Source organism: Burkholderia sp. FW306-1C-G01B (assembly GCF_058781685.1).
Window position 1 is genome coordinate 1 of record NZ_JBYSWZ010000017.1, and the last position, 18,620, is coordinate 18,620.

The 18,620-nt window shown below is 67.8% G+C and carries 19 protein-coding genes and 2 pseudogenes; 14 read left to right on the forward strand and 7 right to left on the reverse strand.

Annotated features, from left to right (window positions below; all coding sequences use genetic code 11):
• Together AC3WLY_RS28450 and AC3WLY_RS28455 are read left to right on the forward strand one after the other, a co-directional pair.
• Positions 1 to 214, forward strand: a pseudogene (locus AC3WLY_RS28450) (isochorismate synthase); the annotation flags it as partial.
• A 217-nt stretch (positions 215 to 431) separates the two neighbouring features.
• Positions 432 to 1,664: an MFS transporter gene (locus AC3WLY_RS28455; RefSeq protein ID WP_244137313.1), complete on the forward strand. Its 1,233-nt coding sequence runs from the start codon at positions 432 to 434 to the stop codon at positions 1,662 to 1,664.
• 35 nt (positions 1,665 to 1,699) lie between these two features.
• Here AC3WLY_RS28455 and AC3WLY_RS28460 read toward each other — a convergent pair.
• Positions 1,700 to 1,936, reverse strand: a pseudogene (locus AC3WLY_RS28460) (hypothetical protein); the annotation flags it as partial.
• A gap of 277 nt (positions 1,937 to 2,213) precedes the next feature.
• Here AC3WLY_RS28460 and AC3WLY_RS28465 point away from each other — a divergent pair.
• A complete protein-coding gene (locus tag AC3WLY_RS28465; protein ID WP_175961319.1) occupies positions 2,214 to 2,699 on the forward strand; it encodes a YjjA family protein in 486 nt (161 codons plus the stop codon).
• 163 nt (positions 2,700 to 2,862) lie between these two features.
• Here AC3WLY_RS28465 and AC3WLY_RS28470 read toward each other — a convergent pair whose 3' ends face one another.
• Entirely contained in the window at positions 2,863 to 3,228 is a 366-nt protein-coding gene (locus tag AC3WLY_RS28470) for a hypothetical protein (RefSeq protein ID WP_034181339.1), read from the reverse strand.
• Between the two features lie 335 nt (positions 3,229 to 3,563).
• Here AC3WLY_RS28470 and AC3WLY_RS28475 point away from each other — a divergent pair, with 335 nt between their 5' ends.
• From AC3WLY_RS28475 to AC3WLY_RS28485, 3 genes are all read left to right on the forward strand, one after another.
• A complete protein-coding gene (locus AC3WLY_RS28475) occupies positions 3,564 to 5,000 on the forward strand; it encodes an aldehyde dehydrogenase family protein (RefSeq protein ID WP_492308893.1) in 1,437 nt (478 codons plus the stop codon).
• 122 nt (positions 5,001 to 5,122) lie between these two features.
• Complete coding sequence (locus AC3WLY_RS28480; RefSeq protein ID WP_310143142.1) at positions 5,123 to 6,313, forward strand: NAD(P)H-dependent flavin oxidoreductase; 1,191 nt, start codon at positions 5,123 to 5,125, stop codon at positions 6,311 to 6,313.
• A 65-nt stretch (positions 6,314 to 6,378) separates the two neighbouring features.
• Positions 6,379 to 7,020: an OmpW/AlkL family protein gene (locus AC3WLY_RS28485; RefSeq protein WP_310143140.1), complete on the forward strand. Its 642-nt coding sequence runs from the start codon at positions 6,379 to 6,381 to the stop codon at positions 7,018 to 7,020.
• Between the two features lie 75 nt (positions 7,021 to 7,095).
• On the opposite strand, the gene AC3WLY_RS28490 is transcribed toward AC3WLY_RS28485, so the two are convergent.
• Positions 7,096 to 7,299 carry a DUF1289 domain-containing protein gene (locus AC3WLY_RS28490; RefSeq protein WP_006493160.1) on the reverse strand — a complete coding sequence of 68 codons (204 nt, stop codon included), beginning with the start codon at positions 7,297 to 7,299 and terminating at the stop codon, positions 7,096 to 7,098.
• A gap of 421 nt (positions 7,300 to 7,720) precedes the next feature.
• Between AC3WLY_RS28490 and AC3WLY_RS28495 the strand changes: the two genes are divergently transcribed.
• The 4 genes from AC3WLY_RS28495 (at position 7,721) to AC3WLY_RS28510 (ending at position 11,803) form a co-directional block, all read left to right on the forward strand.
• Entirely contained in the window at positions 7,721 to 8,815 is a 1,095-nt protein-coding gene (locus AC3WLY_RS28495) for a polyamine ABC transporter substrate-binding protein (protein ID WP_175961323.1), read from the forward strand.
• Positions 8,816 to 8,901: 86 nt separating this feature from the next.
• A complete protein-coding gene (locus tag AC3WLY_RS28500; protein WP_175961324.1) occupies positions 8,902 to 10,062 on the forward strand; it encodes an ABC transporter ATP-binding protein in 1,161 nt (386 codons plus the stop codon).
• Positions 10,059 to 10,985, forward strand: coding sequence for an ABC transporter permease subunit (locus AC3WLY_RS28505; protein WP_072441279.1), 927 nt, complete (start codon positions 10,059 to 10,061; stop codon positions 10,983 to 10,985). The genes AC3WLY_RS28500 and AC3WLY_RS28505 overlap by 4 nt, the downstream gene beginning before the upstream one ends.
• A complete protein-coding gene (locus AC3WLY_RS28510) occupies positions 10,982 to 11,803 on the forward strand; it encodes an ABC transporter permease subunit (protein ID WP_175961325.1) in 822 nt (273 codons plus the stop codon). Before AC3WLY_RS28505 ends, AC3WLY_RS28510 begins: the two co-directional genes overlap by 4 nt.
• Positions 11,804 to 11,899: 96 nt before the next feature.
• Here the strand turns inward: AC3WLY_RS28510 and AC3WLY_RS28515 are convergent, their stop codons facing one another.
• From AC3WLY_RS28515 to AC3WLY_RS28525, 3 genes are read right to left on the reverse strand one after another with little or no spacing between them, the layout of a single operon-like run.
• Positions 11,900 to 12,706 (reverse strand): sulfite exporter TauE/SafE family protein, encoded by an 807-nt coding sequence (locus tag AC3WLY_RS28515; RefSeq protein WP_492308892.1) that lies wholly within the window; start codon positions 12,704 to 12,706, stop codon positions 11,900 to 11,902.
• Between the two features lie 18 nt (positions 12,707 to 12,724).
• Complete coding sequence (locus tag AC3WLY_RS28520) at positions 12,725 to 14,395, reverse strand: bifunctional protein tyrosine phosphatase family protein/NAD(P)/FAD-dependent oxidoreductase (protein ID WP_492308891.1); 1,671 nt, start codon at positions 14,393 to 14,395, stop codon at positions 12,725 to 12,727.
• 30 nt (positions 14,396 to 14,425) lie between these two features.
• On the reverse strand, positions 14,426 to 15,310 hold the full coding sequence (locus AC3WLY_RS28525) for an MBL fold metallo-hydrolase (RefSeq protein ID WP_492308890.1): 885 nt from the start codon (positions 15,308 to 15,310) through the stop codon (positions 14,426 to 14,428).
• A gap of 249 nt (positions 15,311 to 15,559) precedes the next feature.
• Between AC3WLY_RS28525 and AC3WLY_RS28530 the strand changes: the two genes are divergently transcribed.
• From AC3WLY_RS28530 to AC3WLY_RS28540, 3 genes are all read left to right on the forward strand, one after another.
• The gene (locus tag AC3WLY_RS28530; RefSeq protein WP_492308889.1) at positions 15,560 to 16,957 is read left to right on the forward strand and encodes a sigma-54 interaction domain-containing protein; all 1,398 of its coding nucleotides are present in this window, start codon (positions 15,560 to 15,562) and stop codon (positions 16,955 to 16,957) included.
• A gap of 135 nt (positions 16,958 to 17,092) precedes the next feature.
• Complete coding sequence (locus tag AC3WLY_RS28535) at positions 17,093 to 17,656, forward strand: DUF2975 domain-containing protein (RefSeq protein WP_034181353.1); 564 nt, start codon at positions 17,093 to 17,095, stop codon at positions 17,654 to 17,656.
• An 8-nt stretch (positions 17,657 to 17,664) separates the two neighbouring features.
• Complete coding sequence (locus AC3WLY_RS28540; protein ID WP_006488139.1) at positions 17,665 to 17,889, forward strand: helix-turn-helix domain-containing protein; 225 nt, start codon at positions 17,665 to 17,667, stop codon at positions 17,887 to 17,889.
• Positions 17,890 to 17,997: 108 nt separating this feature from the next.
• On the opposite strand, the gene AC3WLY_RS28545 is transcribed toward AC3WLY_RS28540, so the two are convergent.
• Positions 17,998 to 18,198 (reverse strand): hypothetical protein, encoded by a 201-nt coding sequence (locus tag AC3WLY_RS28545; RefSeq protein ID WP_244137314.1) that lies wholly within the window; start codon positions 18,196 to 18,198, stop codon positions 17,998 to 18,000.
• A gap of 106 nt (positions 18,199 to 18,304) precedes the next feature.
• On the opposite strand from AC3WLY_RS28545, the gene AC3WLY_RS28550 reads away from it, so the two are divergent.
• A complete protein-coding gene (locus tag AC3WLY_RS28550) occupies positions 18,305 to 18,571 on the forward strand; it encodes a hypothetical protein (RefSeq protein ID WP_244137315.1) in 267 nt (88 codons plus the stop codon).
• Positions 18,572 to 18,620 lie beyond the last annotated feature (49 nt).

Genomic DNA, 18,620 nt, shown 5'->3' on the forward strand with positions numbered 1-18,620 from the left:
GGTCGCGCGCACGATGCTGCGCGCGCGGCCGCTCGGCGCGCAGCGGGCAGCCGGGCCGGCCGGCACGCGCTACGCGACGCGCGAGGTGCCGTCCGCGGATGCTTATGCAGACGCGGTCGCGCAGGCGGTCGCCAGGATTCGCGCGGGCGAGCTCGACAAGGTCGTGCTGGCGCGCACGCTGGAGGCGACCGGCGACGCGACGCTCGGTGTGTGACGGTCCGGCTGCCTGCCGTTTCCGGAGCATCGTCATGAAATACATCCCGGCCTGTGCCGAACAAGGCGCGGCAGGCGCGTTCGCGTTGGCGTGTCACGAGGAACGACAGCGCGTCGGTGCGCGGCTGCCCGTGCCCGATGCGCCGCGCCACGCGGTGCCGGCGTCCATTCGCACTGACGCACGACGCTTACCTTTTTCATCGGAACACCTTATGTCGATGACTTCCGCTGACTCCCTGCCCACGCCGGCCGATGCCGGCGTGTCTTTCCTGCCGCTGCTGTTCGTGAATTTCGCGATGGTGGCCGGCACCTACGCATTCGTCACGATCGCCGGGCCGATGGCGCGGCGCATGCATCTCGAGCCGCTGCATGTCGGCGCGATCATCGGCATCGTCGGGCTCGTGTGGATGATCGCCGCGCCGCGCTGGGGGCGCGCGGCCGACACCCGCGGGCGGCTGCCGGCGATGCGTGCGGCGATCGGCGGCTTCGTCGCGAGTTCGCTGCTGCTGGCCGGCTACGTCGGCTGGGCATTGCGCGACGGAGGCAGCGCCGTGCCGCCGGTATGGGCGGGCTTTGTCGCGCTGCTCGTCACGCGCGCGGCGATGGGCGGCTGCTATGCGGGGTTGCCAGTCGCGGCCATGGCGTGGATCGCGGACCGGACACCGGCCACGGGGCGCGCGGCCGCGATCGCACGATTCGGCGCGGCGGGCGCGATCGGGATGGTGCTCGCGCCGCCGCTCGCGGGCTGGCTGGCCGGGATCGACATGACGCTCGCGCTCGCCGTTTTCGCGCTGCTGCCGCTCGCCGGACTGGCGGGGCTGCGACGGCTGCGCGACGACGGCGCGCATGCGGTGCGGCAGGCGCCGCCCCGGCTGAAGCCGACCGATCCGCGCCTGCGCCTGCCGTGGTGCAGCGCGTTCGCGCTATACAGCGCGGTGATGATCGCGAACAGCGTGCTCGGCTTTTACGCGATCGACCGGCTGCACGTGCGGACGGGCGACGCGTCGATGGTGGTCGGCTACGCGCTCGGCAGCGCCGGCATCGGGCTGATCGCGACACAGTCGCTGGTTGGCCGCCTGCGTGCGGTCGCGCCGCTCCAGTGCCTGCGCTGGGGTGCGCTGGCGGGGGGCGTGGGGTTCGTGTCGGCGCTGGCCGCGGAGGCCGCGTACCCGCTGCTGCTGTGCGCGAGCTACTTCGTGGCGGCGTGCGGGTTGGGCGCCGCGTTTCCCGCAGTCGCAGCGCTCGCGAGCACGCGAGTCGAAGCGCACGAGCAGGCCGCGTGCGCGGGCGCGATGTCGATGGCGCAAGGGCTCAGCATAGTCGTCGCGCCGCTGGCCGGTACGATGCTGTACGAACTGCATCCGGCGGCGCCGTTCGTGTCGATCGGCGTGGTGCTCGCGGTCGTGTTCGTCACGGCATGCGGCGACGGGGCACACGCGCCGGTAGCGTGACGGTTTTCACGAGTGCTGCGCGAATCGGTCGCCGGTTATTCGACTGGCGCAACGACCAGCGGACAGGTGCCGACCGGACGCAGCCGCGTGCCGGTCCATTCGTAGAAGAACCGGGCCGCCTTCGCGTTGTCGTCGCCGCAATCGTCGTTGAAGCAGCCCGCGACGATCAGCAGCCGGCTGCCGGCGCGGAAATCGACGCGTTCGTCGTCGTTGCCCATCACGCCCGCGATGGCCTTCACGCCGGGCATCGTGTACGCCTTGCCCGTGTACTTGTATCGGGCCGGATGGTCCGGACGGCAGGCGACGACGATTCTATGACGCATCGCATGTACCGGCGACACGCAATGGCGATCGTGCGCGAGTGCAGTCTGTCGCGCATCGAACCGGCCGCGCATGCTGCGCGGGCATCCCGTCAAGCATTGTCAAATCGCGGCGATATCACGATGCCTGACGTTTCAGGCCGCGCACGAAGGCTGTCATGCACCGGTTGATTGGGTATCCTTTGATTCGATTCGAGGCACTTATGCAGTCACAGCCAGGAGGCTTCACATGAATGCACGTCTATACCGCGCGATCGTTGCCGGCGCGCTGATCGGATTGCTCGGGCCGTTTTCGGTGGCTCATGCGCAGCTTGGTGATGTCCTGAAACAGGTCGGCGGTGGTGGCGACTCGGGCGGCAGCGCAGGCAGTGCGCTCGGTAACCTCGGTAACCTCGGCAACCTCGGCGGCGCACTGACTGGCGGCGGTTCGTCGCTGATGCCGGGGAGTACCGGCAACGTCGCGGGCCTGCTGCAGTTCTGTATCCAGAACAACTATCTCGGCGGCGCGTCCGGCAGCGCATCGTCGGTGAAGGACGCGCTGCTCGGCAGGCTCGGCGGCAATGCGTCGACCGACAGCGGCTATACCAGCGGCGCGAGCGGGATCCTCGACGCCGGCAACGGCAGCAAGCTCGACCTGAGCGGCGGTGGCCTGAAACAGCAGGTGACCAGGCAGATCTGCGACAAGGTGCTGACACAGGCGAAGTCGCTGCTGTAAGCGCAACAGCGCGCATTGCGCGTGCCGGTGCAGCGGGCGGTGCTGGCGCGCCGTACCCCGTCAGCCAGTCCGGCCGCTACTTCCGCATCGACGACAAGACCGTCGCGCGAAGCGGTGCCGCGGCCCGCACGCGTACGGCTCGATATGCGGCTCGATATGCGACTCAATCGGCCAGCCGCTTGTCCGCGAGCGCCTTGCAGCAGTCGTCGTACACCCATTGCACGAGTTTTGCCCGATAGTCGAGATCGTCGGTATCGACGATTTCCTCGACCGCGTCGCGCGCCCACGGCGCGTCGACGAACCCGGCGTGCCGCTTCGCGATGTCCTGCGCGAGCGCCGCGAGCTTGGCGATCGCGAGCCAGTCGGCCTGGCGGTGATGGCGGTCGAGCCAGCGGTGCGCGGCCTGGACCTGGAACGTGGCGTCCGGCCACGATTCGTTGAGGTAAAACGCGCCGAGATTGCCGCAGGTGAGCCAGCAAAGCAGCTCCAGGCGGTCTTGCGAGCCGAGGGTATGGGATGCGTCGGACATGGCAGCGCTCACGAAATGCGTCGATTCCGGGCGGCGCCGGTCGCAATGGGCCGGTGCCGATAATAAAAACATAGCACGATGCGGGCCCGGCCGCGCACCCGGGCGGATGCTGACACCGCAGCGGCATGGCGGACGCCGGGCCGGCGCTCACGCCGACGGCGCAGCGAGGGTGCGGCAGAGGCCGGAGTCCTTTCGAATGGCTGTCAATCGTCACACCAGTCGACCGCAACGCTCGCTAGAATGTCGGCTTCCCCGCGAAGCATGGGGCTGGAGTACCTGCTCCCGCCGCCATAAGCGCTAAAGCGCCAACTCTGCCCGACAGGAGACGGAACACGATGAAAATCTACGACCAGTTCTATATCGACGGCGCATGGCGCAAACCGGCCGGAACGGGCACGATCGACGTGATCGACTCGGGCACCGAGGCCGTGATCGGCCGGATTCCGGAGGGCATCGCCTCCGACGCGCAGGACGCGATCCGCGCGGCGCGCGCGGCCTTCGACGCGTGGGCGGCCACGCCGGCCGCGACGCGCGCGGGCTATCTGCGCAAGATCGTCGAGCGTCTGCAGGCGCGCAGCGAGGAACTCGCGCAGTCGATCACCGGCGAGGTCGGGATGCCGATCAAGCTGTCGCGCGCGATCCAGGTCGGCGGCCCGATCTACAACTGGAAGGCATATGCGAAGCTCGCCGAGTCGTTCGAATTCGAGGCGCGGGTCGGCAACTCGCTCGTGGTGCGCGAGCCGGTCGGCGTGGTCGCGGCGATCACGCCGTGGAACTACCCGCTCAACCAGGTCACGCTGAAGGTCGCGCCGGCGCTCGCGGCCGGCTGCACGGTCGTCCTGAAGCCGTCCGAAGTCGCGCCGCTCAACGCATTCATGCTCGCCGAAGCGATTCACGAAGCCGGCCTGCCGGCCGGCGTGTTCAACCTCGTGTGCGGCTACGGCCCGGTCGTCGGCGAAGTGCTGGCTACCGACCCGGACGTCGACATGGTGTCGTTCACGGGCTCGACGCGCGCCGGCAAGCGCGTGGCCGAGCTGGCGGCCGCGGGCGTCAAGCGCGTCGCGCTCGAACTGGGCGGCAAGTCGGCGTCGGTGATCCTCGACGATGCCGATTTCGCGACGGCGGTGAAGGGCACGGTCAACGCGTGCTACCTGAACGCGGGGCAGACCTGTTCGGCGCACACGCGGATGCTGGTGCCGGAAACGCGCTACGAAGAGGCGCGCGAGATTGCGAAGGCCGCGGCCGAAACATACGTCGCGGGCGATCCGCGGCAGGACGCAACGCGCCTCGGCGCGCTCGCGTCGGCCGTGCAGCAGCAGCGCGTGCAGGCGTACATCCAGCGCGGGATCGATGAAGGCGCGGAACTCGTGACGGGCGGCACGGGCCTGCCGGAAGGGCTCGCGAAAGGTTTCTTCGTGAAGCCGACCGTGTTCGGTCGTGTCGATCCGAAATCGACGATCGCGCAGGAAGAGATCTTCGGGCCGGTGCTGTCGATCATCACGTATCGCGACGAAGACGAAGCCGTGCAGATCGCGAACGATTCGCCGTACGGGCTCGGCGGCGCGGTATGGGCCGGCAGCGACGAACGCGCGATGGGCATCGCGCGGCGCATCCGCACGGGGCAGGTCGACATCAACGGCGGCACGTGGAACGGCGCCGCGCCGTTCGGCGGCTACAAGCAGTCGGGGCACGGCCGCGAGAACGGCGTGTACGGGCTCGAAGAGTATCTCGAGTACAAGTCGATGCAGTTGAAGCCAGCGAAGCCGGCCTGAGCGTTTCGCACCGCATGAACCGGAAACGGCACGCTCGCGTGCCGTTTTTTATTGACGGCCGTCAAGGTGCGCGGCGGTGAATCGTCGATCATCGCGGTTCCGATGTTCCGACGAGGTATCCGATGACCGTACGCACTTCCTTTCCGCCGCTGACGATACGCGGCCGCACCTTGCTGCCTGTCGTGCAGGGTGGCATGGGCGTCGGCATCTCCGCGCACCGGCTGGCGGGCAGCGTCGCCCGCGAAGGCGCGCTCGGCACGATCGCGAGCATCGACCTGCGCCACCATCATGCGGATCTGCTCGCGCGTTGTCGTGCGCAGCCCGATCGCGCGACGCTCGAGGCCGCGAACCTCGACGCATTGGCGCGCGAGATCCGTCTCGCGAAGACCTACGGCGAAGGGCGCGGGATGATCGCGGTCAACGTGATGAAGGCGGTGAGCGCGCATGCGGACTACGTGCGAGTCGCGTGCGACGAAGGCGCCGATGCGATCGTGATGGGCGCGGGCCTGCCGCTCGATCTGCCCGATCTCACGCAAGGACACGACGTCGCGCTGATCCCGATCCTGTCGGACAGCCGCGGGATCGCGCTCGTGCTGAAGAAGTGGATGAAGAAGGGGCGCCTGCCCGATGCGATCGTGATCGAGCATCCGGCGCACGCAGGCGGCCACCTCGGCGTCACGCAGATCGACGACATGCACGACGCGCGCTTCGATTTCGCGCGCGTGCTCGACGAGACCGCGCAGGTGATGGCGTCGCTGGGCCTCGCGCGCGACACGATCCCGCTGATCGTTGCGGGCGGGATCAACAGTCACGAGATGGTGCGTGCGGCGCTCGCGGCCGGTGCGAACGGCGTGCAGGTCGGGACGCCGTTCGCGGTGACGCAAGAGGGCGATGCGCATCCGGAGTTCAAGCGCGTGCTCGCCGATGCGGCGCCCGACGACATCGTCGAATTCGTCAGCGTGACGGGGCTGCCCGCGCGCGCGGTGAAGACGCCGTGGCTCGATCGTTACCTGCGCAACGAGACGCGCATCCGCAACAAGCTCGGCGCATTCAAGCAGCGCTGCCCGACCGCGCTCGAATGCCTGAGCGTATGCGGCTTGCGCGACGGCATCGAGAAGTTCGGCCATTTCTGCATCGACACGCGGTTGGCGGCCGCGCTGCGCGGCGACGTCGCGAACGGGCTGTTCTTCCGCGGCCGCGAAGCGCTGCCGTTCGGCCGCGCGATCCGCAGCGTGCGCGATTTGCTCGACCTGCTGCTGACGGGCCGTGCGACCGAGCCTGCGGCAAACCGTCCCACGTTTACGCTGGCTTGACGAATATCAAGATGACGAAAAGACCCTACGAGGAGAATGGGAACCATTCTTTGGGGGTCCGTACCATGCATCAAACGATTCGAACTTTTGTCACCGCTGCCGCCGTCGCGGCAAGCTTCGTCGCGATGCCGTCGGTGTCGCACGCGGCGTCGCCGGGCGACGGCATCAACCAGGGTGACGTACTGGTCCGGCTGCGCGCGATCAGCATCCAGCCGAACGAGCGCGCGAGCGACACGCTCGGCGCGCTCAACGTCGGCGTGAACAACGCGATCGTGCCCGAGCTCGACTTCACGTACATGATCCGCGACTACCTCGGCGTCGAGCTGATCCTCGGCACGTCGCGGCACCAGGTGACGTCGAGCCTCGGTAACCTCGGTGGCGTGGGCGTGCTGCCGCCGACGCTGCTGCTGCAGTATCACTTCAACCATGCCGGCAAGGTGCGTCCGTACGTCGGCGCCGGGTTGAACTACACGTACTTCTACAACAACGGGCTCAACGTCGGCGGGGAGGGCGTGTCGATCAACAAGAGCAGCTTCGGCCCCGCACTGCAGTTCGGCGTCGACGTGCAGTTGACGAAGAAGGTGTTCATGAACGTCGACGTGAAGAAGATCTGGATGAGCACCGATGCGACGCTCGGCGACAAGGGCATCGGCACGCTGCACATCGATCCGTTGATCGTCGGCGTGGGCGTCGGGATGAAGTTCTAGACGCGGCAGGAAAAGAACAGAGTTGGGGTTCGCGGCATGGCGGTCGGCATGCCGCTTTTTTTATGCGCGGCGGATTTACAGCTTGTCGTACTGGAAGCGCATCGCGGTGCCTTCGCGCGTGATGCGTTCCCACACCGCGCGCTTCTCGTCGTCGCTCAGGAACACCCAGTTCGACACTTCGGCGGCCGTGCGGCCGCAGCCTTTGCAGACTTCGTCGAAGAGGGTCGAGCACACGCCGATGCAGGGGCTGTCGGGCAGGTCGTGGAGATTGGAGGCCATCGGAAGGGTTCGCGCAGTTGAATCGTCAGCCGCCATTTTAATGCATCGTGGCCGATCGGCCCGGCGCCGGGGCGCGAGGCGCGAGGTACGCCGTGATTTCACCGGTGAAACGGCGGCGTGCCCGGCCGTCGGGCGCGCAATTCACGCAGCCGGCGAACGCGGTTGCGCCGCTGCCTGTTTTTCCCGGTGGACAGCCGTCGATTACCCGATAGAATTCCCCTCGGAATACCCAACCGCACGAGCGGCCTGACTGGCCGGCGGCGGTAATCTGTTCCGTTTGCGCGACACCGGCATGATTTTTTTGTGACGGAGCGCGAATGGTGGTAGTTTTCGGGGTTTTCGAGGGGCGGAGCACCAGAATGCGCCGCCGTGACGAGGCAGACGGCAGCCGGACAAACGGTCCGGCCGGAGGGAGAACGGGATGAAAGCAAAAGTAGTGGGCCGGTTCGCAGCGCTCGCGCTCTGCGTGGGTGCATCGGCGGCAGCGGCGAAGGATACGCAGCTCAATGTCTATAACTGGTCGGACTACATTGCGAAGGACACGATCCCGAACTTCGAGAAGCAGGCGGGCGTCAAGGTCCGCTACGACAACTACGACAGCGACGACACGCTGCAGGCGAAGCTGCTGACGGGCAGCTCGGGCTACGACATCGTCGTGCCGACCAGCAACTACGCGGGCAAGCAGATCGCCGCCGGCATCTTCGCGCCGCTCGACAAGTCGAAGCTGCCGAACCTCAAGTACCTCGATCCGCAACTGATGGCGCTGGTCGCGGGCGCGGACCCGGGCAACAAGTACTCGGTGCCCTGGGCGTATGGCACGACGGGTCTCGCGTACAACATGACCAAGGCGCAGCAGGCGCTCGGCAAGGTCCCGCTCGACAACTGGGACATCCTGTTCAAGCCGGAAAACATCTCGAAGCTGAAGACCTGCGGCGTGTCGGTGCTCGACGCGCCCGACCAGATGTTCGCGGCGACGCTGCACTACATCGGCAAGGATCCGATGAGCACGAACCCGGCCGACTACAAGGCCGCGATGGAAGTGCTGAAGAAGATCCGCCCGTACATCACGCAATTCAACTCGTCGGGCTACATCAACGATCTGGTCGGCGGCGACATCTGCTTCGCGTTCGGCTGGTCGGGCGACGTCGTGATCGCGAAGCATCGCGCGATCGAGGCGAAGAAGCCATACAAGATCGAGTACTACATTCCGAAGGGCGGCGCGCCGGTGTGGTTCGACGTGATGGCGATCCCGAAGGACGCGAAGAACAAGGATGCCGCGCTGCAGTGGATCAACTACATCGAGGATCCGAAGGTGCACGCGGCGATCACGAACGCGGTGTACTACCCGAGCGCCAACGCCGAGGCACGCAAGTACGTGCGGCCCGACGTCGCGAACGATCCGGCCGTCTACCCGCCGGCCGACGTCGTGAAGACGCTGTTCCTGCTCAAGCCGCTGCCGCCTGAAATCCAGCGCCTGCAGACGCGTCTGTGGACGGAGCTGAAATCGGGCCGCTGACGCGAGCCGGCGTTCCCCAGCAGTCATGAAGCCCCTGGTGCCCCCGGGGGCTTTGTTCGTCAAACGCAGGAGAGAAGCAGCACATCATGAATAGCCAGTCGGGTGCGCCGGTCGCGGGCGCACCGTTCTCCGTTTCCTCCTCCGGCGCCAATGCGCGCGCCGAGAACTTTGTCCAGATCGTCGACGTCGTGAAGAAATTCGGCGACACCGAAGCCGTGCGCAGCGTCAACCTGACCGTGCGCCAAGGCGAGCTGTTCGCGCTGCTCGGCAGCTCGGGCTGCGGCAAGTCGACGTTGCTGCGGATGCTCGCGGGCCTCGAGACGGTCACGTCGGGCAAGATCCTGATCGACGGCGAGGACCTCGCGCAGATGCCGCCGTACAAGCGGCCCGTGAACATGATGTTCCAGTCGTATGCGCTGTTCCCGCACATGTCGGTCGAGTCGAACGTCGCGTTCGGCCTGAAGCAGGAAGGCGTGCCGAAGGCCGAGCTGAAGGAGCGCGTGCATGCGGCGCTCGAACTCGTGCAGATGAGCAAGTACGCGAAGCGCAAGCCGCATCAGCTCTCCGGCGGCCAGCAGCAGCGCGTCGCGCTCGCGCGTTCGCTGGTCAAGCGCCCGAAGCTGCTGCTGCTCGACGAGCCGATGTCCGCGCTCGACAAGCAGATCCGCCAGCGCACGCAGATCGAGCTCGTCAACATCCTGAACAAGGTCGGCGTCACCTGCATCATGGTCACGCACGACCAGGAAGAAGCGATGACGATGGCGAACCGCCTCGCGGTGATGAGCGAAGGGCAGATCGTGCAGATCGGCTCGCCGAACGAGGTCTACGAATATCCGAGCAGCCGCTTCTCGGCCGAGTTCATCGGTTCGACGAACCTGTTCGACGGCGTGACCGTCGAGGACGAACCCGACCACGTGTACATCGAATCGCCGGAGCTGCCGAGCCGGCTGTACGTGAGCCACGGGATCTCGGGCCCGCTCGGGATGCCGGTCACGGTGTCGGTGCGCCCCGAGCGGATCGCGCTCACGCGCAAGCCGCCCGAAGGCGCGTTCAACTGGGCGCGCGGCAGGATCGGCAATGTCGCGTACATGGGCGGTTATTCGCTGTATCACGTGAAGCTCGACGCGGGCAAGACGGTGGTCGCGAACGTGTCGAGCCTCGCGATTTCGGAGCTCGACACGCCGTCGCTCGGCGACGAGATCTACGTGCGCTGGAGCGCGACCGCAGGCGTGGTGCTGACGTCATGAGCGCGTTCAAGTCCCTGCTCGAGTGGCCGGTGCGGCGCTTCAACCTGACGGGCGCCACGGCGGTCGTCGCCGGGCCGTTCACGTGGCTCGTGCTGTTCTTCCTCGTGCCGTTCGTGCTGGTCGTCAAGATCAGCTTCGCGGAGCTGCAGCTCGGCATCCCGCCGTACACGGAGCTCGCGTCGTACGCGGACGGCGTCGTGCACGTCGCGCTGAACCTGTCGCACTACGCGTTCCTGTTCACGGACAGCCTGTATTTCGCGACCTACGTGAACTCGGTGTGGGTGGCCGCGGTCACGACGCTGCTGTGTCTGCTGATCGGCTATCCGATGGCGTACTACATCGCGCGCTCGAACCCGGCGACCCGCAACCTGCTGATGATGGGCGTGATGCTGCCGTTCTGGACGTCGTTCCTGATCCGCGTGTACGCATGGATCGGCATCCTGAAGAACAACGGGCTGCTGAACAACTTCCTGATGTGGATCGGCCTGACCCATACGCCGATCGAGCTGTACCGCACGAACTACGCGGTGTACATCGGGATGGTGTATTCGTACCTGCCGTTTCTCGTGATGCCGCTCTACGCGCACCTCGTGAAGATGGACCTGCGCCTGCTGGAAGCCGCATACGATCTCGGCGCGAAACCGTGGAAGGCGTTCGTGCAGATCACGCTGCCGCTGTCGAAGAACGGGATCATCGCGGGTTGCCTGCTGGTGTTCATCCCGGCGGTCGGCGAGTACGTGATTCCGGAACTGCTCGGCGGCGCGAACACGCTGATGATCGGCCGCGTGATGTGGAATGAGTTCTTCAACAACGCGGACTGGCCGATGGCGTCGGCCGTGACCTGCGCGATGGTGCTGCTGCTGCTCGTGCCGATGGCGATGTTCCAGCACTTCCAGGCGAAGGAGCAGGAGGCCCGTCGATGAAGCCGAATCGTTACCTGCAGTTCGCGGTGCTGTTTGCCGGCTTCGCGTTCCTGTACATCCCGATCCTCAGCCTGATCGTCTATTCGTTCAACGAGTCGAAGCTCGTCACCGTGTGGTCGGGTTTTTCGTTCCGCTGGTACTCGGCGCTCGTCGAGGACGACGAGCTGCTGACGGCCGCGTGGCTGTCGCTGAAGATCGGCGTGCTGACCGCGTTCGCATCGGTGTTCATCGGCACGTGGGCCGGCTTCGTGCTCGCGCGGATGGGGCGCTTTCGCGGCTTCGCGCTGTTCAGCGGGATGATCAACGCGCCGCTCGTGATTCCCGAGGTGATCCAGGGGATCTCGCTGCTGCTGCTGTTCATCGAGCTCGCGAAGTGGATCGGCTGGCCGGCCGAGCGCGGCATCTTCACGATCTGGCTCGGCCACGTGATGCTGTGCATCTCGTATGTCGCGATCATCGTGCAGTCGCGCGTGCGCGAGCTGAATCCGTCGCTGGAAGAAGCCGCGCTCGATCTCGGCGCGACGCCGCTGAAGGTGTTCTTCACGATCACGCTGCCGCTGATTTCGCAGGCGCTGATCGCGGGCTGGCTGCTGTCGTTCACGCTGTCGATCGACGACCTCGTGCTGTCGGCGTTCCTGTCGGGCCCCGGCTCGACGACGCTGCCGCTCGTCGTGTTCTCGCGCGTGCGCCTCGGGCTGAACCCGGAGATGAACGCGCTCGCGACGCTGTTCATCGTCGCGGTGACGGCCGGCGTCGTGATCGCGAACTTCGTGATGCTGCGCCAGGAGCGCAAGCGGATGGCGGGGTTCGCGACCTGACGCGCAGATTGCGGCCGCAACGAAAAACGCCCGGTGCCGACGACGAGTCGGGCCGGGCGTTTTGTTTGGCGGCGCTGACCGGCAGCCGCCGGAGGCTCACACGCCGAACGCCGCCTTCGCCAGCATTCCGAGCGCGACGCACACGAGCACGGCCGCGAAGCCGGCCTGCACGTGTCGCGCGGCAAGGTGCCGCGACGCACCGCGTCCGGCGGCCATGCCGAGCGCGGTCGCGACGGTGAACCACAGCGTCACGTCGAGCGGCGCGCGCGTGCCCGACATGAGCGTCGCGAACACGCCGCCGGTGCCGACCAGCGCGATCACCATCAGCGACGTCGCGACGATGCCGTGCATCGACACGTTCGTGAACTTGCGCAGCATCGGCACGATCACGAAGCCGCCGCCGACGCCGAGCAGCCCCGTCATCAGGCCGGTTACCGCGCCGGTCGACGCGAGCGCGAAGCCGACCGGCCAGGACCACACGAGACGGCCCGTATCGGGATTCACGCGACCGACGCACAGCGGCGATGCGTCCGCGTCGACGCTCGCGTGTCGCAGCGCCTGCCGCAGCAGGCGGCCGGCGACGATCAGCATCGTCAGCGCGAACAGTGCGAGCAGCAGGCGCTGCGGCAGCACGTGCGCGAGCCGCACACCGAGCGTGGTCAGCGGCACGCCGGCCACGGCCATCAGCAGCGCGGCGCGATAGCGCACGAGCCCGCGGCGGAAGCCTTCGAGCGCGCCGAGCGCGGCACTGCCGGCTACCGCGACAAGCGCGACGGGCGTGGCCTGCTGCATCGGCCAGCTCATGCCGACGACGAGTGCGGGCACCGCGAGAATGCCGCCGCCGGCGCCGGTCAGGCCGAGCACGGCGCCGACGAAGCCGCCCAGCACGAGGGAAATCAGCATGACGTCATCGGGCTCCGCTCAACGTGCGATCGCGGGCTTCGCGAGCCATTCGCGGCCCTTGAGCATCGCCTTCCAGTAAAGCGGCGGCAGCACGCGTTCCTTGAGCAGCCACGCGAGCCGCGACGGGCGGCGGCCGTCGATCAGCCATGCGGGGAAGGTCGGCGCGACCTTGCCGCCGTACAGGAATTCGGCGAGCACGATCTTGCCGCGCTCGACGGTAAGCGGGCACGAGCCGTAGCCGTCGTACGCGGCGTCGCCGTGCGCGCGGCCGAGCGATGCGAGCAGGTTGTGCGCGACGACGGGCGCCTGCTTGCGGGCCGCCGCGGCCGTTTTCGCATTGGTCGTGTTGGTGGCGTCGCCGAGCGCGTAGATGTCCGGAAAGTGCTTGTGCCGCAGCGTCGCCGGATCGACGTCGATCCAGCCGGCCGCGTCGGCGAGCGGGCTCGAACGCACGAAGTCGGGCGCCTTCTGCGGCGGCACGACGTGGATCATGTCGAACGAACGCACGACGGTTTCCTTGCCGCCGTCCGGTAGCGCACGCACGAACGTCGCGCGGCGCGCGGGCCCGTCGATCGCGACGAGGTTGTGGCCGAACGACAGCGCGATGTCATAGCTTTTCACGTACTCCATCAGCGCGGGCACGTAGTCGGCCACGCCGAACAGCGCACCGCCCGCATTCAGGAACTCGACGTTCGCGGCCTCGAGTCGCCCCGCGCGCCGCCAGTGGTCGCACGACAGGTACATCGCCTTCTGCGGCGCGCCCGCGCACTTGATCGGCATCGGCGGCTGCGTGAAAAGTGCGTTGCCGCCGCGAAACGTACGGACGAGCTCCCACGTGTACGGCGCGAGATCGTAGCGGTAGTTCGACGTGACGCCGTTGCGGCCGAGCGTGTCGGCGAGGCCTTCGATCGCGTGCCAGTCGAGCTTGAGCCCCGGGCACACGACGAGCTTGCGGTAGCCGATGCGCCGGCAGCCGTCGAGCACGACCGTGTGCGCGTCGGGCTCGAAGCCGGCGACGGCGGCCTGGATCCGGTGCACGCCGCGCGGCAGCAAGTCGGTCATCCGGCGCGCGGTGGTCTCGGGCCGGAACACACCCGCGCCGACCATCGTCCAGCCCGGCTGGTAGTAGTGGACGTCGGCCGGATCGATCACCGCGATGTCGAGCGACGCGTCGCGCGCGAGCAAGCTCGATGCGACGGCGATACCGGCCGCGCCCGCGCCGACGATCACGATGTCGTGCCGCGCATCGACGGCCGGCGCCGCCTGCCTGCCGCCTTGCGCGACGCGCGACGCGAGCGCGCGCAGGTCGTAACCGGCCGCGTCGGCCGTCGCGACGATGTCGTTCAGCGGGCGCTGGCCCGCTTGCGACAGCGCCCACAGCGTGGCCGAGCGCATCCCGCTGCGGCAGTATGCGAGCACCGGGCCGTCGAGCGACGCGACGAGCGCGCCGAACTGCGCGGCCTGGTCGTCGGTCACCTTGCCCGTATCGACCGGCAGATAATGCACGTCGATGCCGAGCGGCGCGGCGGCCGCGCGGATCTCGGTGACGGTCGGCTGGTCGGGGCCTTCACCGTCGGGCCGGTTGCAGACGATCGCGCGGATGCCCGCCGCGTGCAGCGCGGGCAGGTCGGCCGCCGCGATCTGCGGCGAGACCGACAGCGCGTCGGTCAGCTTGCGGATGGTGGTCATGTCGGGGTTCTCGGTTGGGGGCGGCGGCGCTCAGATCGCGTCGAGCGGAATCTTCAGGTAGCGCACGCCATTGTTTTCGGGCTCCGGCAGGTGGCCGGCGCGCATGTTGACCTGCACGGACGGCAGCATCAGCACCGGCATGTCGAGCGTCGCATCGCGCGCGGTGCGCATCGTGACGAAATCGTCCTCGGTCACGCCATCCTTCACGTGCACGTTCGCGCGGCGCTGCTCGGCGACCGTCGTCACGAACTGCACGTCGCGGCCGCCCGGCTGGTAGTCGTGGCACAGATACAGGCGCGTGTCGGGCGGCAGCGCGAGCACGCGGGAGATCGAGCGGTACAGCGTGCGCGCGTCGCCGCCCGGGAAGTCGCAGCGGGCCGTGCCGTAGTCGGGCATGAACAGCGTGTCGCCGACGAACGCCGCGCGCTGCGTCGCGTCGTCGACGCAGTAGGTCATGCACGCGGGCGTGTGGCCCGGCGTGTGCAGCGCGCGGATCGTCAGCGCGCCGAGCGCGAGCGTGTCGCCGTCGTCGACGAGCCGGTCGAACTGGCGGCCGTCCTCCGCGAAGCCGGGGCCCGCGTTGAACAGCGTGCCGAAGACGTGCTGCACGCGGCGCACGTGCGAACCGATCGCGATCCGGCCGCCGACCCGTGCTTTCAGGTACGGCGCGGCCGACAGGTGGTCGGCATGCACGTGCGTCTCCAGCAGCCAGTGCACGGTCGCGCCGAGTTCGGCGACGCGCGCGATCAGCCGGTCGGCGCTGGCGGTGCGCGTGCGGCCGGATTTCGGATCGTAGTCGAGCACGCTGTCGACCAGCGCGCACGCGCGGCTCGCCGTATCGAGCAGAAGATAGCTGACGGTGTGGGTTGCCGGGTCGAAAAAGCCTTCGACCGACAGCGTGGGGGCGTTGCTCACGGGGTGTCCTCGATCGGGTTCTGCATTTGCAATCGGGATCTCTAACTCAAGAACCGTGCCAACCGGTACCGCGGCGCTGGCCGATGGGCCAGAGACTTGATTCGGCTCGGGTTTTCGGCGCGGCCGTGGCGCTGTACGGGCGTTGGCGCCAGCCGGTCGAGCAGGCGGACTGCCATATCTGGCAGTGTCGTGGCAGAATTGGCGGCCTGCCTGGCAGTCCGTCCGGCAGAACCGTCACCGAGCGTCCGCATGAATCCGCACGACACCATCCCGATCGTTCCCGCGCCGCGCCGCGATGTCACGCCCGACGTTCGCGCGCTCGTCGCCTATCTCGAGCAGGACCCGCAGCCGATGATCGTCGTCGATCCCGACTACCGCATCCTCGCGGCGAACGATGCGTACCGGCGCCAGTTCGGCGTGGCGGGCGTCGAGCACGTGGGCCGGCATTGCTTCCAGGTCTCGCATCACTACGACGTGCCGTGCGACCAGGCCGGCGAGCATTGCCCGATGAAGCAGGCGCTCGAATCGCGCGGGCTGAACCGCGTGCTGCACATCCACCACACGCCGCGCGGCCCCGAGCACGTCGACGTCGAACTGCGGCCGATCTTCGATGCGGACGGCAACGTGATCGCGTATGTCGAGCGGCTGACGACGGTGCGCAGCGCGTCCGCGCAGCCGAGCGCGGAAGGGCTGGTCGGCGGCGCCGACGCGTTCAACGCGGCGCTCGGCGCGCTGCAGCGCGTCGCGCCGTCGCTGTTGCCAGTGCTGCTGCTCGGCGAGTCGGGCACCGGCAAGGAGCTGTTCGCCCGCGCGCTGCACGAGGCGAGCGATCGCGCGATGGGGCCGTTCGTCGTCGTCGATTGCTCGGGGATCGCCGAGACGCTGTTCGAGAGCGAACTGTTCGGCTATGAGAAGGGTGCGTTCACGGGCGCGAACCAGCGCAAGCCGGGCCTCGTCGAGACCGCGCAGGGCGGCACGCTGTTTCTCGACGAAATCGGCGACGTGCCGCTGCCGATGCAGGTGAAGCTGCTGCGGCTGATCGAGTCGGGCACGTTCCGGCGCGTCGGCGGCGTCGAGGCGCTGCGCGCGGATTTCCGGCTCGTCGCGGCCACGCACAAGCCGCTGCGCGAGATGATCGACGACGGCCGGTTCCGGCAGGACCTCTACTACCGGATCAGCGCGTTTCCGATTCCGCTGCCGGCGCTGCGCGAACGGCAGGGCGACGTTGCGCTGCTCGCCGAATCGATCCTGCGGCGGATCGCAAACGCGCGCGCGAACGCGGGCGATGCGGGCGCGCGGCCGTTCGCGGCCCGGCCGTTCGTGCTGACCGAGAGCGCGCGCGCGTGCCTCGACGCGTATGCATGGCCGGGCAACATCCGCGAACTGCGCAACGTGCTCGAACGCGCATGCCTGTTCGCGGACGACGGGACGATCCGGGTCGAGCATCTGCCGGCCGAACTCGTGGCGGCATCGGCGACGCAGCAGGATGGCGCGGGCGCGGCGGGCGCGCTGACGGATGCCGAACTGGTGCGGATCGCCGGCGAATTCACCGGCACGCGCAAGGCGCTGGCCGAGCGCACGGGGATGAGCGAGCGCACGTTGTACCGGCGGTTGAAGGCGCTCGGGCTGGGCACGCGCGGCGGGTGAGCGGGTGTTCCTACGTATCGATGACGAATATGCTCGGCAATCATAAATTCATGCGATACGAAAAATAATTATCGTTTTACGATAATTATCGACGTACAATCGATGCGTGTTCGCCACCATCGAAGAGGATGTCGCATGCATTCCGATCGTATTGCCCGCATCAGCCAACGCATGGCTGCCGTCACGCTGTGGTTCATCGTCGCCATGCTGGTGCTCAACGCTGCTTGCTGGGCGTTTCCGTCGCTGAGCGCGGCCGACTCCGGGCCCGGTTTCGTATTCGGCCTCACCGACTCGGTAATGTCGAACCTGCACGTGGATGTCGCTGCTTTCCCGTGGTGGCAAAAGGCGGTCGGCATCCTGCTGTCGAGCGTGCCGCTCGTCGCGCTCGCGAACGGCCTGCGCCATCTGCGCGCGCTGTTCCGGACTTATGCGCGCCGTGACTATTTCTCCGCGCAGGCGGCAGGCCATCTCGGCAAGACGGGCCGTGCGATCGGCCTGTGGGTGCTGCTGAGCCTGTTGTGCGAACCGCTCCTGAGCGTGTGGGCGACGATGCGCGAGCCGGTCGGCCATCGCGTGGTCAGCATCGGCTTCAGCATGCCTTACGTCGTCGCGTTGTTTACCGCGGCGTGTATTGCGGTCATCGCGCATATCCTCCGGCAGGCGAGCGAACTCGACGCCGAACATCGGCAGTTCGTCTGAGGCCCGCCATGACGATCGTGGTCAAGCTCGACGTGATGCTCGCGACCCGCAAGGTCCGCTCGAAAGATCTCGCGGCGGCGGTCGGCATCACCGAGCAGAATCTGTCGTTGCTCAAGCAGGGGAAGGTCAAGGGCATCCGTTTCGCTACGCTCGAAGCCATCTGCCGCTATCTCGATTGCCAGCCCGGCGACCTGCTCGCGTTCAGCGATGACGGCGGTGGCGAGCCGGATTGACGTGCCGCCACGGCGGACTGCCGATGCGGCGCGGCGTCGCCGGTCGGGGATCGTTGCAGTCGCCGCGGTGGTCGCTTTATCGGTCCACGTGCTCGGATGGTTCGCGCTTCAGTGGATGCCGACGGCGGCCGGCCCGGCTGCAAAAAAGATCGACGAATCGGACAGGATCGCGCTGAGCGTCCGGTTGATTCCGGTTACGCCGGAGCATGCGCGCGCGACGAAGGCAGACGGGCGCACCGCGCCTGACGCACGCGTACCCGGCACGCGTGAATCGGCGCGCCGCTCCGGCGCTGCGGCGACGCCGCGCATCGCGACACGTTCGCTGTCCGAAATGCCGCGCGCGTCGGACACGCAAAGGACGGCGCGCGCAACCCGCACGCCGGATCAGCGCGAAAGCCGGTCGGAGCGTGCGTCAATGCCCGAGCTCGACTGGGGGCGCGATCTGGCGACGATCGGCGCGCGGCGCGCGACGCCGCACAGTCCAGCGGCCGCGGCCGTCGGCGCGTTGGGCGCATCGTCCGGACTCCCGGCGTCACGCCGCAATTCGGTCGACGAAAAGCTGGCAGGCGGAATGTCGGGGGCGCGTCGCGCCGATTGCCGAAGCGCATATTCGGGCGCAGGCTTGCTTGCGCTGCCGATGCTCGCGCTGGATGCGGTTCGCGATACGGGCTGCAAGTGGTGAAGCGTGCGGCTCGAACCGTGGTGCGTGTGCGCGGGTTGCGCGGCGGTCC